Origin of the sequence: Robertmurraya korlensis, assembly GCF_023715225.1 — a bacterium.
GTDB lineage: Bacteria > Bacillota > Bacilli > Bacillales > Cytobacillaceae > Robertmurraya_A.
The window spans coordinates 121423-140646 of the sequence record NZ_JAMBNS010000005.1; the positions used below are offsets into that span (position 1 = coordinate 121423).

Sequence of the window (19224 nt, forward strand, 5' to 3'; positions counted from 1 at the left end):
CGGTTTTGTTGTCAAAAGAAAAATTCAAAAAAAACACCAAACCCTAAATGGGTTGGTGTCTTAAAAATTACTTCCAAGTAGTAACCGTATCAACCGGTAAACGATAAGAAGGGCGACCTTCAACCGCTGCTTTTCCGATCGAAATCAACATAACAGGAACATAGCGCTCTTTATCTAAACCAAATGCCTCAGCAATCAGCTCTCGATCAAAACCACCGATTGGGTTTGTATCATATCCGTGCGCACGTGCAACGAGCATGATTTGCATGGATACAAGACTAGCATCTATTAATACTAATTCTTTCATGGATTGAGCTGGCATGTTTTTATAAAGAGGAGCGTACATTCCTAAAAGCTTTTCCTTGATATCTTCTGGCATAAAACCGTGTTCTACTTGCTTTCCATAAATTTCGTCCGCATACTCAATACTGTTCATATCACCAAATACGGCTATCACTGCAGCAGAAGTCGTCACTTGAGAGGAATTAAATTGAGCAAGCTTTAACATGGTTTCTTTTCCTTCAGGCGTATCCACTACAACAAATCTCCATGGCTGCATATTGATCGAAGACGGTGCAGTAGTTGCTTCTGTTAAAATATCTGTCATTTCCTCACGGGTGATTTTCACATTAGGGTCATAAGTTTTTACCGAACGACGTCCGTGTAAAATTTCTTTAAAATCCGTATTTTTCATGATGTGATCACTTTCCTTTTTTAATATTCTTTTATGTTCGTTTGAACACGGATTAGCATGGTTACTAATGAACGTAATTCTTCCTCTGTAAAACCATAGAACATTTGCTTAATAAAGCTTAGCTTATCTGATTGACACGTAAGTATACGTTCGCGTCCTTCATGGGTTAATTGGACAAATGTTTCTCGATTGTCAGACGGATTTCTACGCCTAGAAACCATTCCTTCCGATTCCAACTGTTTCAAATGTCTTGTGATGGCTGCATGATCAATATTGACCACCTTTTGCAAGGAAGACTGGTTGATCTCATCCACCTGATACAATTGATGCAGCAATTCATATCTAGATAAGCTAATATGAGTATTACGCTCAAACTTCGGGCCCATTTGATTACTAAGCTCTTTTAACAAAAACAAAATATGCTCTTGATCGGGTAGGGGATGAGTCATTTTCAAACCTCCATTAACAAAATAAGATCATTGAGGTATCAATAATTGACCTGTCAATCATAATACGAATATATTTTGAAATCAAGACATATGCTCTTTTTCAGAAAATATAATTTTTATTTTAAGATAGTACCATAAGAAAATGAAAGAGAAGGAATAGTGAACTGGATTGTTGAACTAGCGAATGTGAATCACATCAATGGAATATGCATTTTAAGCCCAGGTACTGTTAAAAAGCTGATGATGATTTCATTGTGTTTGAATAATAACCGGAAAAATTCCGTTTAATTTGGGAAATACCCATATTCCCTTAAGAATAAGCGGAGTTTTTCCGCTTATCTGATTAAAATCTTTGAATTTTGGCTTATTTAGAGAAGTTAACCGGAATTCCTCCGCTTATCTCTACTTCTTAAGCTTCCTCTATTTACATTAACCGGAAATTCTCCGCCTATTCATTCTCTTACCTATATAGGGAACAGAACCCGTTAATCAATGTATACTGATTTTTTTGTAAGCATAAAAAAGAATAGTCTTCCTTGACATTGATAATCATTATCAATTATTATGTAGTTAAGTTGATGGTAATGATAATCATTTTCATTTAAAATTTTACCCTATTACCGGGAGGGAAAAAGATCAATGACGATCCTCACGTGTGAATGGTGCGGTTTTACAGAAAAACAAACAGAACCAAGTAACAACATGGAACCTTGTCCATGTTGCGGTTTATATGAAGAGGAGTTAGAAAACTAAAAAAGGAGGACTTCTTTATGTCAAAACGTTTAGTAGAGTCATTTATCCAAAGTCCATATCATGTAAATGATTTGAGTTGTTGGAGACATGAAGTTCAACTTATGATTAATCAGGTTGTCCAGCATTATTTTCAACTACCTAGAAACATACAAAATTCGATCAGCTTTATGAAATTATTTGATACATATCGAAAGAATTTGAATATAGCAGGTTTTGAGTCTGTCACTCATTATTGTATGGTAATGGCAAAGATTACCGATCATTTACTTACTTTCCTATCAAGTGAGGCTAAACAAGTACCACAGCTCTATTACTACCAACGTCAAGAAGAGCTTCTTGAGGAAAGGGAACCTTCAATTTCCTTAAATGTAGAGTTGACAGAATATTCTAGTAAATTATATACTATGAAAAAATATTTATTATTGGCAGATGAAAAGTTGATTAAACTTTTTCAATTAGTAATGTCGGTTTACTCGGTACATGTATACGGAAACCTACCTGACAAGGTTCAAATAGTAACTTTGTTGGACGGCAAGGCATATGAATATTCTCCGACGATGGAGGATGTCATGCTTGGTCAACAGTATGTAAAGGATTTGAAGGAAACGAAAAAGAGACAAGAAAGCTGGGGGAGAAGATTATGAAACCAACACCTTATATCGCTGTAAATACATTTGACCATCAAATTGACTGCTTCTGCCCAGATGCGGACCATAGCGAGGTAGTTACTATTCATAGGGGCGACATTATCGAAATTTCTCCAGAACGGAAATACACGGTGATCAATGGCTGGTATGCATTAGTGATCATCAATCAAAGTTGCTCGTTTTACATGGCTGTTGAGGATATTGAATGGTACTTTACAAAAGAACAACTGATTTCTATGTTAGATGTAGATCTTCAGATTAATTATTATCAATATAAAATCAACCAAGCTCTCGATGAGGGTGATGAAAAAGCCTTTATGAATTTCACAGATAAAATGAACCACTCCTATGAAATGAAGGGAAAATTATTAATGTATTTACGGAATGTTGCTGTTTAAACAAGTGGTTTAATCGTCCTTCACCGATGTAGTGAGGGACTTTTCTATTATTTAATAAGGAAGACGGTTCAACAAAGAGCACCCACCAAAAACCTTCATCCTCTAGTAAAATTTTCGTCATAATTTGTTCATATTTTTACGTTATCATACAAGTACGAATGATAACGTGGGACTTGATTCCCTTTTTTATGAAAGGAGTACTTGCAAGCAGTTATGGGAAAGAAGAGGAAAAACAAGATACTCTTTACTCGGATGAATATTCTCTTTTTTATTGTCTTTTTGCTGTTTTCGACTTTGATTATTCGACTGGGAAAAATACAAATTGTCCAAGGAGAGGAATACGCGAAGGAAAGTGAAAAGACGACGACCACCGTTTATTCCTGGACGACTCCTCGTGGAAAGATATATGACCGAGACGGAAATGTTTTAGTGGAAAACGAGGCCATTTTCACATTATCGTACATCAATCCTTCGAACGAGCACAACCAGCAGGAAAGACTTGAATTGGCACAAAAGATTGCTGGATTAATTGAAGTAGGAACGGAAAATGTAAAAGAGCGAGACAAAAAAGATTATTGGATTTTTACTAGAAAAGAAGAAGCATACGCGAAGGTGAGCGCAGAAGAACAAGCAAACTTAGATGACAATGAAGAGTATCAACTGATCTTGGAGCGAATTACGGAAGAAGAGTTAGCGTCCATTACAGCTGCGGAAATGGAAGTTCTTGCGATTAAAAGAGAAATGGATGTGGATAGCTCTTCAATCAAACGAATCAAGATGGGATTAACGACGAAAGAAATGGCCATCATCAATGAGCGTCTGGAAGAGCTTCCTGGTTTCGAAGTCAAAGTGGACTCTACGCGAAAATATGTATATGGTAATACACTTCGTCAGCTATTTGGCAATGTCGGCCAAATTCCAGAAGAAGCAGTCGATACGTATAAAAGTAATGGGTACCAATTGAGTGACCTTGTTGGTACAAGCTTTATTGAGCAACAATACGAAACCTGGCTTAGCGGGACGAAGGAAAAACAAACGTATGTTCAAGATAAGAAGGGTAACCTTATTGAAGGAGAAGTGACGCCAGGGGAATCGGGGAAAGATCTGATTCTCACGATTGATTTGGCTCTCCAGCAAGAAGCAGAGAAAATCATCGAGGAAGAGTTGAAAAAGGACAGTGGTGCGAGTGAAGCTTATGCGGTCGTAACCAATCCGCAAACAGGAGAGATTCTTGCGATTGCTGGGAAAAGTGAAGAGAACGGTGAGATCAGTGATGAAACATACGGGGCATTATATAATGCCTATGCAATGGGTTCGGCAGTTAAAGGGGCAACCGTGTTAACAGGATATGAAACAGGAGTCATTTCTCCAGGAGATACGTTCTTTGACAGTCCGATTAAAATTGCTGGCACTCCAACGAAAAAGTCTTACCAGAATATGGGGACGATTAATGATCTTACCGCTCTCGAGCGATCATCGAATGTGTATATGTTCCATATCGCTATGAAAATAGGAAACTATGATTATGCCAAAAAAGAAGGTTTTCGCGATCCAGATGAAGCCTATGCAATCATGAGAAAGTTTTTCAATCAATTCGGTTTGGGAGTAAAAACAGAAATTGATCTTCCGAGTGAAGCAACAGGCTACAATGGTGGGGTCCAGCAATTAGGAAATTTAATGGACTTTGCGATTGGACAATTTGATACATATACTCCTCTTCAGCTTTCACAATACGTTTCTACCATTGCGAATGATGGAAAGAGAGTGCAGCCTCACTTGATGAAGGAGGTACGGGAGCCGGATCATGTAAGTGGTGAATCAGGCGAAGTGATTGAAGAATTTGAAACCAATGTGTTAAACACGGTGGATATGGACTTATCCTATATTGAACGCGTTCAAGAAGGATTTCGCCGAGTGATGAATGGATCAAAGGGTACTGCTGCCTCTTACTTTAAAGGGGTTACGTATGATCCAGCAGGTAAAACAGGGACGGCTCAGGTGTCAGATGGAAGAGGTGGATATAACTATAACTTAACATTAGTTGGCTATGCACCCTATGACAATCCCGAAATTGCTATCTCAATCGTTGTTCCTAATGCAGAAAATGATAGCAGTGGAATTAATAAGTATATCGGAAAGAGAATCCTTGATTTTTATTTTGAAAATAAGTAACCAGCGTCGAAAATGGATGCTGGTTTTTTTGAGTCAGTAAAAAATACATAAAAACGTATGGTATTCTAATATAGATGATGGTATACCCTTTTTTTATAGGGGGATGTTTAGGAGGGGTTACGTTGTTACATTCAAACTTACTAGCGAAAATTATCAATCATACAAGAGTGGGAGTCCTTGTAACCGATCCTAGTCAGGAAGATAATCCAATTATTTATGCGTCTAAAGGGTTTTTAGAGATGACTGGCTATAGTATGACCGAAGTAATAGGGAGAAATTGTCGATTTTTACAAGGGCCCGACACGGATGTGAAGACCGTCCATTCCCTTAGAAAAGCGATTGAGACTGGCCAGTCAATTAGATGTGAAATACTAAACTATCGAAAAACTGGTGAGCCCTTTTGGAATGAGCTATCAATTGATAAAGTGTACGTAGAAGAGGAAGACAAATCCTACTTCTTAGGCATTCAACATAATATCACTCTAAGAAAACAAGCAGAGAAAGAGTATCTTCTTTCGTTACAGAGAATTGACACACTCACCACACCTATCGTTCCTATTAATAGTCAATTGTCCATACTCCCGTTAATTGGAGAAATGAACAAGGATCGTGCCACGAAAATGACTACAACTGTGTTAAAGGAAGTAACCAACTCCCACATTGATACACTGTTACTAGACGTAAGCGGTCTAACGACGATCGATGAAAATACATATCAAGAACTGATGAACCTATTCACTGTGTTAGAGCTAGTAGGAATAGAACTAATCATAAGCGGATTAAATCCATCCATGGCAAAAAAATTATCTCAAATTATGCCTAATGATAAAAGCATCAAAACGACAAGCTCTGTAAAGGAGTATTTGAAAGGAAGACTGTGACTTTCAAATATTAAGCCAGATTCCTCCAAAAAGGAACTGGCTTATTCCACATTATTCGCTTTGTTTTTTCGCTAGATGGTCTAGTAAAGCGTCAAAGGATAGTTCAGACATGGAAGTTAGTCGGTGGACATGACCTTTAAAGTCCAAGTATTGTGTAACTGGGTTAGGAACGATAACACAGTTAAGTCCGGCTCCAACTGCGGCCGTTAGTCCGTTTAAGGAATCCTCAAAGCAAAGTGCCTCGTTTGACTCGACCCCTAGTTCCTGAAGAGCCTTTACATATAGCTCGGGATCAGGTTTAACCTTTTGGACGTCATCGGAAGTCTTAATTACCTCAAAATAATGGAGGATCTTAAATCTTTCTAAGTAATCAACCACCCATTTTCTACTCGAGCTAGAGGCAAGTCCAATTTTTAACCCATGTTCTTTCGCAGCTTGTAGATAATCTAACACACCCTCGCGAAGAGCAAATTGATTTTTTCTTTGCTGATAAAGTTCATTTGTTCTTGATTTCACTAACTCCCGATCAATTGGTTGAGTGGATATGGCGCTTAGTTCGTCGTATAAGCCACCGCCTGTTGTTCCTATGTATTTGGCAAAATTCTCTAGCTTTAAATCGTAACCGTAATCTAGCATGACCTCCTTGGTCACGTTATACCAAACGGACTCAGTATCCACAATTAATCCATCAAAATCAAAAATAATCGCTTTATACATAATCTCCTCCATTTTCGATAATAGGTTATAATACATTATATGAAATAAATAACAAAAAAGCCAAAATCCAAAAAGATTTTGGCTTAGTCATTTTACTTTATTTATTTTCTTTGCGATTTGGTAGGTCAATTGCTTCTTTTTTGTTGTTACCATTATAGGAATGCTTTTCATCCGTACGAGTTTCCCAAATACTATATTTAATGTCATTCGAGCTTTGTTTTTTACTAGTCATCTAAAAAACACCTCCTTATTATAGATTTTTATAAATGGAAAATTCTATACAAGAATAATAAAAAAAGAATATTGGCAATTTTCTTTCGTATGGAAAAGTACGGATTGATTGTATATTCTGATAAGATAAACAGTTTTTGAAGGGTGGAGTATTTTGTGGAGAAACATCACGAAAGTGAGAAGTTACAGCGCGGGTTAGACAACAGACACATCCAGCTGATTGCGCTAGGAGGGGCGATTGGAGTTGGCTTATTCTATGGATCGAGTGCAACTATTCAAATGGCTGGTCCTTCGATTCTTCTCTCTTATTTAATCGGAGGAATTGTCATTTTTACGATAATGAGGGCATTAGGAGAAATGGCGGTGGCTGAGCCGATTTCTGGTTCCTTCAGTTCTTATGCGCATCGATACTTAGGACCGTTTGCTGGCTACCTTACAGGCTGGACGTATTGGTTCATGTGGGTCGTTGTCGGAATGGCCGAAATCACAGTAATAGGCGTTTATGTGAATTACTGGTTTCCAGATATCCCTCAGTGGGTGACGGCGCTTGCTACATTAATTGTCGTAACACTAATTAATTTAATGAATGTAAAAGCCTTTGGAGAGTTTGAATTTTGGTTAGCGCTTATTAAAGTTGTAGCCATTATCGGAATGATTTTAGTTGGCTTAGGAATCATTTTGTTTGGGTTTGGTAATGGTGGTCAACGAATGGGTCTAGATAATCTTTGGGCTCATGGCGGATTTATGCCGAATGGAATGGATGGAATTTTACTATCTTTAGTTTTGGTGATGTTCTCGTTTGGCGGAGTTGAGCTAGTTGGAATCACGGCAGGTGAAGCGAAAGATCCACAGAAGTCGATTCCGTCCGCGATTAACAATGTCGTATGGCGAATTTTAATCTTTTATATTGGTGCTTTAGGAATTATGATGATTCTATATCCTTGGAATGAAGTCGGTTCCAATGGCAGTCCGTTCGTATTGATTTTTGATAAAATAGGAATACCAGGCGCAGCACATATTATCAATTTTGTTGTGTTAACGGCTGCGTTATCTGCCTTTAATAGCGGAATGTTCAGTACTGGGAGAATGCTTTACAACTTATCGCTACAAAATAATGGTCCTAAGTACTTTGGAAAATTAAACAAGCATCAAACGCCAAGACGTGGAATCTTATTCTCAGCTTCGTTCTTATTAGTAGCTGTATTTCTAAATTATATTATTCCAGAAAAAGTATTTATGTTTATTTCCTCTGTTGCGACAGTGGCTGTTATTACAAGCTGGACGATCATTCTACTAACTCAAATAAAGTTTAGACAATCCAAAACAAAAGAAGAGGTAGGAAATTTAGCCTTTAAAATGCCTCTGCATCCACTTTCGAACTATGTGGCTCTAGCGTTCTTAGCTTTTGTGATTGTGTTAATGGCGTTTATGGAAGGCATGAGAGAAGCCTTATATGTGGCACCTGTATGGTTTCTGATCCTTTACGTTGGCTATCGAATGAAAACAAAGAAATAACACAAAGCGGTCTCTTAATACAGAGACCGCTTTATTTAATTCGCGTAATAATTTTGTGTATAATAAGGCTGGTTTTCCTCATTAAAGGCGACTCCAACGCCTAAGTATTCAAATCCAGATTTTACAATATTTTTCCGGTGTCCTAAAGAGTTCATTAGTCCTTCGTGTGCAAAAATACTACTGAACTGACCGTACGCTAGATTTTCTCCAGCCAGGGAGTACCGTACGCCGTCTTCTTCCATTCGATCAAAAGGAGACTCTCCTTGAAGATTCGTATGGTCAAAGTAGTTATTAACTGCCATATCCAAGCTATGCTTCCGTGCCGTTTGCATGACATGTTCATCCCATGAAAGAACTTGAAGTCCATGATTGACCCTCGTCGCATTGACCAAATCAAACATTTGCAACTCAAATCCTTCTTTTAATGCTTCACTAGGCTCTGAATAAATCGATTTTTTATTATTTTCTACTTCTTCGGTTAAAATTTGAATGGCGGTTACCGTATTTTCTTCATGCACATCATAAAAGACCGTCACGTACGTGTCATCAAGCTCATACATGTCATAATCGTTGTTCTCTTGTAGTTGATAAAAAACTAATCCCTTTTGTAATCGTGTGATGGGCTGCCCTAATGTGTCGCGAACGGTTTGTTTTGGACTATTTAATTTGATTCCATTTGTGGAAGAAATTAAATCTTGATTCGTGTACAAGCCAATTACTTGTTGCTGGTCATTGTACATGACTTTGACAAAGTTATGATAATTTTCATGATACGTATACCATTCCGTTCCATACTCATTCATTTCAGAACGCTTAGGTGCTCCCAACATATTTTCGATATCTGTCTTCGATTCACCGAGTTCAATATTATAAATGGAAAACACTTGATTGGAGGGAGACTTCAGATCCGGAGAAGGCACTTCTATTTCCGAAGGCACCTGTTCCTCAGCAAATTTTTCTGCTTTTTCCTCAAGAAACCCGATACTACTAGTTATATCGTTTAAAAGTTCAGATAGTCCGATATGATCAAGTTGTATGTTAAAATCCTCAGCAATCGCACCGATTTCCATTTCTTTTCCGTACGTATTCCACAAATAATTCAGACCAAACAATAATATGATTAAGAGAAAAAGTCGTCTCAAATTTTCTCCTCACTTTCTATTAAATATCCCCATCAATTCCATTATAGCTACCAAATTCATGGTCCATACCTATATCCATTCTAAACGATGTTCCTTTCCTCGTGTTAGTAATACGATCTTGCAGGAAAGTGGAAGAATTTGTTGTATAAAAAAAAGAACCATGAAAATAATGGATGTGAATTGATAGGAATAACAGATGATCATTGCAAAATCTAAAGATCATGAAAAGGAGGTGTGTACTTTGAAAGAACCAAGCACAAATATAGTATTTGTGCTTCAGGGGAATAACCCATTTTGCACCCTATAAATATATTAAGGCACAAAACCTTCACCATTTCTAGCCATTTCGTCTCTAATTAACTGTTCTCCACCTGTTGCCTCCACAGCTGCTCCCATGGATTGTAACCAATCCCCATTTATGGCGGTTCTTTGACCAGAAAGCGTGGATTTATTGTCTTTTGCTCGAATTTGTTGAGTGACGCCAATGGCTTCTATTAATTGTCCAATCACTTGAATCCAAATTCCAGTCACAATATCTTGAGAACCTGGCCTCTTTTCCTCTAACTCATATAATTTTGTTACTGCTATCGCTTCCGTAAGCAAAGCGAAGAACTGAATCCAAATGCTGGCTTCTACCTGTTTTTCTAATGCTAACTTCGTTTCCTTCTGCTGGTCCTCTTTTTCATGCATTTTTCAGGTCACTCCTTACTCCATACCTTTTTTATGTATATTCATTCCATAAAAAAATGTCCTTGAGCATTCGGATGGCTGTTTCCAATAACTGGACTAAACTAAGTAAGATCTTCAATAAAACAAAATTGATTAATCTAGGACTAAAGAACTAAAAATAAGACTGGATTACTATATCCATTGTTTGGCATTGTGTTAGAATATGAGAATATTACGAATTCTAAAATAAATAGGATATCGAGGAACGTAGAGTGGAACATACTTATTTATCATACAATTATCCAATCGTCATTGTATCGGTGCTTGTTGCCATTATTGCTTCTTTTATTACGATTGAACTTATTGGAAGAGTGGTAAGTTCCAAACAAAAACATGAGAAGAAGTGGATACTAGCAAGTTCATTTATTTGGGGCAGCGGAATTTGGACGATGCATTTTACGGGGATACTAGCTATAAGGTCAGAGGTGCCTTTTGACTATGATATCTTAATATCAATCTTTTCTTTAGGCATTGCTATCACCGTCATCTATTTTGCTTTTTTAATAACTTTGTGCAAAGAAATGAATACGTTACGGTTAATATTTGCCTCTGTTTTAATGGGACTAGGAATAGCTTCTATGCATTTTTTCGGAATGCTTGGGCTTAACGTGCATTTTGATCATAGCGTTATAAACATATTATTATCCATACTTATTACTATTTCAGCTTCCTATCTAGCCATGTATATTTTTTTGAAAGTTGAAAGACGACGATTATATATTTATGCTTTTCCAATCGCTTCCTTAATGGGCTTTGCCCTTAGTGGTATGCATTATATCTCCATGAAACCAGGCACCATGTATCATATAGAGAAGGTGAGTAACCTTAACACGACATTCCGCTTTAGTACTTCTTCAGATTTTCTATTATCAATCATCATAGTAATGACGGTTATCATTGTTGGAGTTACCTATTCTATCTTTCGAAAAGAAAACGCAGACCTTCTTAAACTAAAGCTCACTGAGTTACACTTAGCCAGAACGGTACAGGAAAAATCACTTCCTCTTCCTATTCAAAACGAGAGGGTAAACATAACTTCCTTTTATCAAGCGTCTGAAGAGCTCTCGGGTGATCTATATTATTGGTCAAAAACTGACAGAGATCAGTATGGGATATTTATAATGGATGTGATGGGGCATGGAGTTTCTTCATCTATTATCGGTGTGTCAATTAAATCGTATCTTCAAGGAGTATTAGAAAGAGTAAGTGAACCTACTATGGTAATGAAGGAACTTTCTGATCACATGGTTTCGATGTTTGAAGGCAGTGAAAATCCGTTTTATTTTACTGCGATTTATCTTTTCGTCGATACGAAACAGAAAACGATCCGTTATGTTAATGCGGGTCATCCATCAGGTCTATGGCAGGTGAAAGGGAAGCCGATCGTACCAATCGCTTCCACGTGTCCACCGATTGGACTTGTAGCAGATTTGCCCATCCTTTCCGATGAGATTTCCTTCGAAGACCAAGGAAGACTCGTGTTATATACGGATGGATTTATCGAAGGCATTAGCGATAATCACAGAGTACAGCTTAAAGTAATGAAAGAAATCCTTTTCTCTAACCAAGAGAAGGACATAGAAGAGGTAAAAAGTCAGCTCCTAAAAGTATATAAAAATCACCTACGGGAATCGGATGATACTTGCTTGTTGGTGATTGATATTAATGGGGTATAGGTGTGGGTTACCTTTGAATAGTTATGAAGTTGGTTGAAAATCGTTATAATGATACAGACAGTATAGAGAGGGGTGAACGTTACATGTGCGGAAGATTTTCCTTAACCGAAGAAATATATAATCTGAAGAGGCAGTTTGAATTTGAATTCTTTGAAGAGATCGGTCCAAGGTACAATATTGCGCCAAGTCAGATGGTGCTAGCGATTGGACAAAATAAAGGGGTAAGAAAAGGAGCATATCTCAAATGGGGCTTGGTTCCGCATTGGGCAGCTGATCCAAAAATAGGGTATAAAATGATTAATGCTCGAAGTGAAGGGATCGATGAAAAACCTTCATTTAAACATCCTTTTAAACAGCGGAGATGTCTCATCTTAAGCGATGGCTTTTATGAGTGGAAAAAGAACGGGAAAGAGAAACATCCATATCGGTTTGTGATGAAAGACCACAAGCCATTTGCTCTAGCTGGACTTTACGATGTGTGGAAAAAGGAAGGACAGCCCGCTCTAGTCACATGCACAATACTTACAACAACACCAAACGAAGTCACAAAGGATGTTCACGATCGAATGCCCGTAATTTTAAAAAAGGAAGATTACAACACGTGGTTAGATCCTAATAACCAAGATACCTCTCTATTAAAAACGCTATTAACACCTTATCCAGCTGAGGAAATGATGAAGTATGAGATTTCCTCATTAGTAAATAGTCCGAAATATGAAGATCCTGACATCCTTCAACCCGTAAATAGTCTATAAAAGAGACCTCCCTCAGAAAAATGAGAGGAGGTCTAATTGTTTTAGTGGATCGCTTTTTTCTTGAATCTTCCGCCTCTAACTTCAGCAATATCTGCAATTGCTAAAAACGCAGAGGGGTCAATTTCTTCAACAATACTAGTCATTTTCGACTCTTCTAACCTTGTGATGATACAGAAAATGACCTTTTTATTATCCCCTGTATAAGCACCTTCTCCATGTAAATAGGTAACACCCCTACCAAGACGGTCATTGATGGCGTCCCCAATTTCATGAGCAAAGTCACTAATGATCCAAACCGATTTGGATTCCTCCATCCCAGTAATGACAACGTCTATCGCTTTTGAAGCAATCACATAAGCTAAAATCGAATACATGGCACGATCCCAAGTGTACACAAAACCAGCCGAACTTAGAATAAATAAGTTTATGAACATCACAATTTCACCGACGGAAAAAGGAACTTTTTTACTGATTACAATCGATAGAATTTCGGTTCCATCAAGTGCTCCACCATTTCGGATAACTAGTCCCACACCAATTCCTAAGAAAATACCACCAAATATCGTCGCTAGTAAGATGTCATCGGTGAATGGATCGACTGGATGAAAAAATGTTGCAAAAAGGGATAACATGATAATTCCATAAATAGTAGAAATCGCAAATGTTTTTCCAAATTGCTTATATCCGAGATAAACAAAAGGTAAGTTTAGTAAGAAAAGAAAGATCCCTAATTTAATTCCAGTGATATGTGAGAGCATAATTGATACCCCTGTTACACCCCCATCGATAACCCGGTTAGGAATTAAAAATATTTCTAATCCTACAGCCATCAACAAGGCCCCAATGGTAATAAATACACCTCTTTGAATAATTCTTCGTGCAGATAATCTTCGGTGTTGTCTTTTTTCTAACGCTAAATCTGTCAAAACCCATCACGCCTTTTCTAAATAAATGTAGTAAATATAAATAAAAGGAATATTGTAAGCAACATATTTGTATGTTACATAAGTATATAATATAATAAGGTTATGTTACCAATTATATGCTCAGAAGAAGGGAATCAGTCACTATGGAATATGTTGATGCAATTCGTGATACAGCGAAAATAAAAGCCCTTAAAAAGTATCTAAAAGACCAATCGTCTAGAGATTACTTACTATTTGTTCTTGGAATTAATACGGGATTAAAAATTAGTGAGATTCTGACCATTAAGTGGAGCGACATCCTTAACGAAAATGGCAGTATTAATCATTTCATGGAACGAGAAGGGCAGGAAATCCCCATTTATGTAAATTCAAAAGTAAAACACGCTATTTCTCTTTATCTTTCCTCAATTTCCTATCATTATAGTGACTATGTTTTCAAATCCTCAAAAACAAATGACCCCATCACGAGACAGCAGGCATATCGAATCATCAATAAAGCAGCAAAACATGTCGGGATTGAAGGAAATATCGGAACACACTCCATGAGGAAAACCTTTGGATATCATGCTTACAAAAAAGGGATTGCCATTGCACTACTTCAAAAGATTTTTCACCATACATCATCATCTGAGACATTAAAATATTTAGGAATCAAAAAGGAGGAGAAGATCAAAACAGAAATCGATGTGAATTTATAAGGGGGAGAAAACATGATCAATATTGATTACTCGATTTTACTAGGTTCGTTACTCCTTATTATTGGGATTATAACGACTAAATTCTCAACTCGACTTGGAATGCCAGCGTTGATTCTCTTTTTAGCTGTAGGGATGATCGTTGGAAGTGATGGATTAGGGATTATCTACTTTGATAATGCCACATACGCTCAGTTAATTGGTGTACTTGCCCTAATAATCATTTTGTTTGAAGGTGGTTTGCAGACGAGATGGACAACAGTGAAAGCTGTGTTGAAGCCGTCGTTATCTCTTGCAACAGTAGGGGTATTGATTACAACTTCCGTGGTAGCTGTTGTTGTAAATTTATTATTTAATGTACCTTGGCTGGAAGCATTTTTAATAGGATCTATCGTAGGTTCAACCGATGCGGCGGCTGTCTTTGCCGTATTAAAAGGGCAGAATATTAACCCCAAACTTGGATCCACCTTGGAAGCAGAATCTGGAACGAATGATCCAATGGCCATGTTTTTAACACTAATGTTTATACAATTGCTCACGATAGATGAAACGAACGTTTTCCTACTGATCCTCTCTTTCTTTTGGCAGATGGGAATGGGGTTACTAATTGGGGTTATTCTCGGGAAACTTGCAACCATGGCGATTAATCGTATTAATCTAGATTCTAGCGGACTTTATCCTATTTTTGCAGTAGCATTTGCCCTACTCACCTATAGTTTCACAGCGTTAGCACACGCTAGTGGATTGTTAGCTGTATACGTGGCAGCTCTTGTTATTGGAAATTCTGACTTAACCTATAAAACGTCTATTTTCCGTTTCAATGAAGGTTTTGCCTGGATGATGCAAATATTAATGTTTATCATTTTAGGATTGTTGGTTTTCCCATCTCAGCTTTTTACAGCTGATGTAATGGTAAAAGGGATTCTCATTTCAGTAGCTTTAATTTTTGTAGCACGTCCGATCGCGGTATACGTCTCAACAATAAAAATGGATTTTAATCATAAAGAAAAAATCTTTGTATCTTGGGCAGGATTACGTGGAGCAGTGCCGATCGTATTGGCAACTTTCCCTATGCTTGCGGGAATTGCCGATAGTCAAACCATCTTTAATGTCGTATTCTTCGTCGTGTTTACTTCGGCATTGATTCAAGGATCGACCATTCTTTTACTCGCTGAAAAACTAGGACTAACGGGACCAAAAAAGTCTACCCCTGCACACTCATTGGAACTGGTCTCTATTGGAAAAGCCAATGCAGAAATCATTGAGTACGAGATCCATAAAGAAGATTTATTAGTGGATAAAAAAATTGTTGACATTATATTTCCAGAGAATGTCCTTATCAACGCCATTATTCGCTCAGATAAATTAATCACACCAAGAGGAGATACTTGTTTACTAGAAGGAGATATTTTGTACATCCTCACACCAAGAAGTAGCAAGGGGAAATTAAAAGAGATGTTTAAGGATCATGAGTTTTAATAAAAATGGACAGTTATTCATAAAAGAATAAAAGAATGGCTGTCTTTTTTTTCGTGAGAATGCTTGGCAAATTTATACATATGATGGGTATATAAACAACTGGAGGTAGTCCATGTCCTTACTCCCAATTATTATTTCATCATTATGTACCGGTATAGGTGCCTTGCCGATTTTACTCGTAAAAGATGTTTCTCATAAAGGAAAAGATGTGTTATTAGCTACTACAGCGGGAATTATGGTGGCTGCATCTGCCTATGGGTTAATTCCAAACGCTATTAAGTTATCTAATGTAACCGTTATGGTGGTTGGAATCTTGTTTGGAACACTCGTTCTAACTTTGTTGGAAAGTATGATTCCGCATGTTGACTTAACCCATTCCGATCAATCGTCAAGAAAAAACAGAGTCGTTTTATTATTTCTTGTAGCCATGTCTCTTCATAATTTACCTGAAGGACTATCCGTAGGAATCAGTAATGCCAGTGAAAACTATGAGATTGGTTCGCTTGTGTCGTTTGCCATAGGTTTGCAGAATGTCCCAGACGGATTTTTGGTTGCGTTGTTTCTGTTGAGTCAAGATGTAAAGGTGATACGTTCAATTTTACTTGCGACATTAACTGGTATTATTGAAATGTCTGCAGGTATAATTGGAGTGCTCTTGGGAGATACGTTTGAGCCGATGATTCCGTATGGACTAGCATTTGCAGCTGGATCCATGCTATTTGTGGTATATAAGGAGCTAATTCCAGAAAGCCATGGAGACGGAAACGAAAGAGCATCCACCTGGGCATTTATCATTGGGTTTGTGTCTATGGTACTTTTGACAGAGGTTTTTCGATAAGCTAAATCAAAATAACAAAGAAGGGCGACGCTGACAATTGTCCCACACAAGGTACGCATCGCCCTTATCTATTTTATCGTCCACTAGGAAAAACACGTTCAACCATCTCTGTAAATTCTTCGAACAAACCTTTGACAGGTTTACCTTTTTGAATCTTGTCACCATAATCTCCCATGCGATCAACGAAGTCTGGGTTACTAGATACAAAAACATTTCGGATTTTTTTGTCTGTTGATTTTACTTGGTCCGAAATTTTTTTCTCTAAATCCTCTCGAACATCGCCCTTCGTATTGTCCTCTAAAACTACAGCTACATAGGCATTATTCTCAGTTACAATTACATTCGCGTGGCGCACTTCTTCCATATTTTCGATTTTGTCCTGTGCTTTGTCAGCCACTCGCATTCTAGAATTATTGTTTTCGTCATCCACGTTTTGGACCTTTGTTCCTCTGTCATTATCTTCTTTGTTCTTGTCATCTGCGGCACTATCTGCACCACAAGCTGATAAGACAAAAATCATAACAAGAATAGAAAACCAATTAAACAACTTCATACCTATCCCTCCTAAAATTTTTCATTCATAGAATTACCCATTAGACTGAATTTATGTATATTGGGATAAATTAGGGAAGAGGTGATACATATGTTCAAAAAGGTGGCTCGAATGGTCATATTGGCATCAATTTTTGGTACTTCTACCACCGCCTATGCTCAGCCAAAGGAATGTCCAGATCTCCATACAATTGAAGTGGTATCTATAGAGAACATCGATGAAGTAGAAAAAGCGTTGAAAATACTTGTTCCGATTGCCTATGAAGTGGGAGAGTTTCCAGAACTATATTCAGAATGGGAGGTCCTATCTCTTAAACCTTTTCCACTTACAAAGGGAAATAAAGAGGATGAAGATTATTACGGGATGGCAAAACACTTCTGCGGCAAAGGGGTGGCAGACCGATCTTGGCTGGTGCGCTTGCATTTTCCTAAAGTGAAAGCTGCCAGTGGAAGCCAAGGCCAAATTTTTATTGCCAAAAAAGCAGACAGCGGCTGGTTTGTTTGGTTTAAATATCACTGAACTTTAGTTGTGTTACATAACAATGACACAGTTTCATTCAATAAAACGCTTAGGTAAACGTAGACCTAAGCGTTTTTGTGTTATTTATTTAAGTCTTTCTTAGTGATTTCGCTACGAATATCTTTTTCCTTTGAGAATTCTGTATCTTGCTTTTTATTGTTTGGATATTTATTCTTACGTTCGCGGTTATCGTTTTTGTTAGTCATAGTGTCACTCCTTTCTAAGTAGTCGGAATTATTATTAGCATTCGGTTGATTTTTTTATCCACTATTAAAAAGAAACACAAGTTGGAGAATGGTGAATTTAGACACTATCGAGCAAAAACAAAGCCATACACTCCACCTAGCACCGACACATTTCCCACTATATGGTACAATATAATACATCAATTAAAGCGGATTTCATGTCATAAAGGAGCCCCACAACATGCCAATCGCATCTAATTCAAAATTCAACACATACAAACAAAAGATTCAATCACTACCGTCTATCACTAAAGACACAATTAAATCAAATACCTTTCTACTGGAATCAAACGAAAAAAAGAAGATCGACATCTACTATGCTCCCTTTGAATATGTGAACAACACGGCGAAAGTAGTAATCATCGGGATCACTCCCGGATACTTTCAAATGCAGCAATCCTATACAACAATCTGGAATCATCGCGACCAAGAGATCTCCGACGAAAACCTTCTTCATGAAGTGAAAAAACTGTCGAGCTTTCAGGGACCGATGCGAAAGAATCTAATTGCGATGCTAGATGAGTTAGGGCTACATAAAAATCTTCAAATTCCTTCACCCAACAACCTGTTTGATTCACACACACATTTGGTTCAAACCAATTCGGTTATAAAGTACCCAGTGTTTTATCGAAGTGAAAATTACAATGGATCGACACCAAATATGATTCGGACAGACACCCTTTTAACCTATATAAAGGAGGGATTTGTAAATGAAATAAACCTAATGGACAACCCCTTACTCATACCACTTGGTGTGAATGTTTCTCAATTGCTGGATTATTTAATTGAAAATGACCATATCAAGAAGCATATGATCCTTCGAGGCTTCCCACATCCTTCCGGTGGAAACGGTCATCGTCACCGCCAGTTTGCAGAACATAAAGAAGCGATGAAAAATTACTTACAAGCCTATTTTCAATTATAAAAAGAAGGTGTTACTTTGAAGAAAATCAGCATTTACTTATTTCTCGGGATTAACTTATTTTACATCGTCAATTTTTTAGTAAACTTTGAACATATTTTTCTTGAATGGTATTGGCTGGCCTTTTTTATCATTGGGCTTGGTTTATCCATTTTAGATTTATTAAAACCAAATAAAGAGAACCCATACATATTAATCGCATTATTAGTGACGAGCTTAAGTTCGATTGGATTTTACGGCTTTCAATATTTTCTTTTTCATCTAATGGGATAAAGGGGGGGAACGTAG

At 37.4% G+C, this 19224-nt stretch carries 22 protein-coding genes; 13 read left to right on the top strand and 9 right to left on the bottom strand.

Annotation, left to right across the window (positions count from 1 at the left end):
• Nucleotides 1–67: 67 nt before the first annotated feature.
• Nucleotides 68–694 carry a nitroreductase family protein gene (locus tag M3175_RS11020; protein ID WP_285852243.1) on the bottom strand — a complete coding sequence of 209 codons (627 nt, stop codon included), beginning with the start codon at nt 692–694 and terminating at the stop codon, nt 68–70.
• Between the two features lie 20 nt (nt 695–714).
• Complete coding sequence (locus tag M3175_RS11025; protein ID WP_251518873.1) at nt 715–1143, bottom strand: MarR family winged helix-turn-helix transcriptional regulator; 429 nt, start codon at nt 1141–1143, stop codon at nt 715–717.
• 770 nt (nt 1144–1913) lie between these two features.
• On the opposite strand from M3175_RS11025, the gene M3175_RS11030 reads away from it, so the two are divergent.
• The 4 genes from M3175_RS11030 (at nt 1914) to ytvA (ending at nt 5994) form a co-directional block, all read left to right on the top strand.
• Nucleotides 1914–2540, top strand: coding sequence for a hypothetical protein (locus M3175_RS11030; RefSeq protein WP_251518875.1), 627 nt, complete (start codon nt 1914–1916; stop codon nt 2538–2540).
• Nucleotides 2537–2941, top strand: a complete 405-nt coding sequence (locus tag M3175_RS11035) for an IDEAL domain-containing protein (protein WP_251518877.1) — start codon at nt 2537–2539, stop codon at nt 2939–2941. The genes M3175_RS11030 and M3175_RS11035 overlap by 4 nt, the downstream gene beginning before the upstream one ends.
• A 252-nt stretch (nt 2942–3193) precedes the next feature.
• Entirely contained in the window at nt 3194–5113 is a 1920-nt protein-coding gene (locus M3175_RS11040) for a peptidoglycan D,D-transpeptidase FtsI family protein (RefSeq protein ID WP_251518879.1), read from the top strand.
• Nucleotides 5114–5235: 122 nt separating this feature from the next.
• Entirely contained in the window at nt 5236–5994 is a 759-nt protein-coding gene (ytvA, locus tag M3175_RS11045; RefSeq protein ID WP_251518881.1) for a YtvA family blue-light photoreceptor, read from the top strand.
• Between the two features lie 51 nt (nt 5995–6045).
• On the opposite strand, the gene M3175_RS11050 is transcribed toward ytvA, so the two are convergent.
• Nucleotides 6046–6711, bottom strand: a complete 666-nt coding sequence (locus M3175_RS11050; RefSeq protein ID WP_251518883.1) for an HAD family hydrolase — start codon at nt 6709–6711, stop codon at nt 6046–6048.
• A 97-nt stretch (nt 6712–6808) separates the two neighbouring features.
• Complete coding sequence (locus M3175_RS24895) at nt 6809–6943, bottom strand: hypothetical protein (RefSeq protein ID WP_285852244.1); 135 nt, start codon at nt 6941–6943, stop codon at nt 6809–6811.
• 155 nt (nt 6944–7098) lie between these two features.
• On the opposite strand from M3175_RS24895, the gene M3175_RS11055 reads away from it, so the two are divergent.
• Entirely contained in the window at nt 7099–8457 is a 1359-nt protein-coding gene (locus M3175_RS11055; protein ID WP_251518886.1) for an amino acid permease, read from the top strand.
• 35 nt (nt 8458–8492) lie between these two features.
• Here M3175_RS11055 and M3175_RS11060 read toward each other — a convergent pair whose 3' ends face one another.
• Both M3175_RS11060 and M3175_RS11065 read right to left on the bottom strand, forming a co-directional pair.
• Nucleotides 8493–9599 (bottom strand): CAP domain-containing protein, encoded by a 1107-nt coding sequence (locus M3175_RS11060; protein ID WP_251518887.1) that lies wholly within the window; start codon nt 9597–9599, stop codon nt 8493–8495.
• Between the two features lie 312 nt (nt 9600–9911).
• Nucleotides 9912–10289, bottom strand: coding sequence for a hypothetical protein (locus M3175_RS11065; protein ID WP_251518888.1), 378 nt, complete (start codon nt 10287–10289; stop codon nt 9912–9914).
• A gap of 251 nt (nt 10290–10540) precedes the next feature.
• Between M3175_RS11065 and M3175_RS25150 the strand changes: the two genes are divergently transcribed.
• Together M3175_RS25150 and M3175_RS11075 are read left to right on the top strand one after the other, a co-directional pair.
• A complete protein-coding gene (locus tag M3175_RS25150) occupies nt 10541–12004 on the top strand; it encodes a SpoIIE family protein phosphatase (protein ID WP_251518889.1) in 1464 nt (487 codons plus the stop codon).
• Nucleotides 12005–12087: 83 nt separating this feature from the next.
• Nucleotides 12088–12759, top strand: coding sequence for an SOS response-associated peptidase (locus tag M3175_RS11075; protein WP_251519208.1), 672 nt, complete (start codon nt 12088–12090; stop codon nt 12757–12759).
• 41 nt (nt 12760–12800) lie between these two features.
• On the opposite strand, the gene M3175_RS11080 is transcribed toward M3175_RS11075, so the two are convergent.
• Nucleotides 12801–13685 carry a YitT family protein gene (locus M3175_RS11080; protein ID WP_251518890.1) on the bottom strand — a complete coding sequence of 295 codons (885 nt, stop codon included), beginning with the start codon at nt 13683–13685 and terminating at the stop codon, nt 12801–12803.
• Nucleotides 13686–13828: 143 nt separating this feature from the next.
• On the opposite strand from M3175_RS11080, the gene M3175_RS11085 reads away from it, so the two are divergent.
• The 3 genes from M3175_RS11085 (at nt 13829) to M3175_RS11095 (ending at nt 16697) form a co-directional block, all read left to right on the top strand.
• Nucleotides 13829–14383, top strand: a complete 555-nt coding sequence (locus M3175_RS11085; RefSeq protein WP_251518892.1) for a tyrosine-type recombinase/integrase — start codon at nt 13829–13831, stop codon at nt 14381–14383.
• Between the two features lie 12 nt (nt 14384–14395).
• The gene (locus tag M3175_RS11090; RefSeq protein ID WP_251518894.1) at nt 14396–15859 is read left to right on the top strand and encodes a potassium/proton antiporter; all 1464 of its coding nucleotides are present in this window, start codon (nt 14396–14398) and stop codon (nt 15857–15859) included.
• A 112-nt stretch (nt 15860–15971) separates the two neighbouring features.
• A complete protein-coding gene (locus M3175_RS11095) occupies nt 15972–16697 on the top strand; it encodes a ZIP family metal transporter (RefSeq protein WP_251518896.1) in 726 nt (241 codons plus the stop codon).
• A 73-nt stretch (nt 16698–16770) separates the two neighbouring features.
• Here M3175_RS11095 and M3175_RS11100 read toward each other — a convergent pair whose 3' ends face one another.
• Nucleotides 16771–17250, bottom strand: coding sequence for a YhcN/YlaJ family sporulation lipoprotein (locus tag M3175_RS11100; protein WP_251518898.1), 480 nt, complete (start codon nt 17248–17250; stop codon nt 16771–16773).
• A gap of 90 nt (nt 17251–17340) precedes the next feature.
• Here M3175_RS11100 and M3175_RS11105 point away from each other — a divergent pair, with 90 nt between their 5' ends.
• Nucleotides 17341–17769 (top strand): hypothetical protein, encoded by a 429-nt coding sequence (locus M3175_RS11105; protein ID WP_251518900.1) that lies wholly within the window; start codon nt 17341–17343, stop codon nt 17767–17769.
• Nucleotides 17770–17849: 80 nt separating this feature from the next.
• Here M3175_RS11105 and M3175_RS24910 read toward each other — a convergent pair whose 3' ends face one another.
• The gene (locus M3175_RS24910; RefSeq protein ID WP_285852245.1) at nt 17850–17975 is read right to left on the bottom strand and encodes a hypothetical protein; all 126 of its coding nucleotides are present in this window, start codon (nt 17973–17975) and stop codon (nt 17850–17852) included.
• Nucleotides 17976–18195: 220 nt separating this feature from the next.
• Between M3175_RS24910 and M3175_RS11110 the strand changes: the two genes are divergently transcribed.
• Together M3175_RS11110 and M3175_RS11115 are read left to right on the top strand one after the other, a co-directional pair.
• A complete protein-coding gene (locus M3175_RS11110; protein WP_251518902.1) occupies nt 18196–18939 on the top strand; it encodes a hypothetical protein in 744 nt (247 codons plus the stop codon).
• A 15-nt stretch (nt 18940–18954) separates the two neighbouring features.
• A complete protein-coding gene (locus M3175_RS11115; RefSeq protein ID WP_251518904.1) occupies nt 18955–19209 on the top strand; it encodes a hypothetical protein in 255 nt (84 codons plus the stop codon).
• Nucleotides 19210–19224 lie beyond the last annotated feature (15 nt).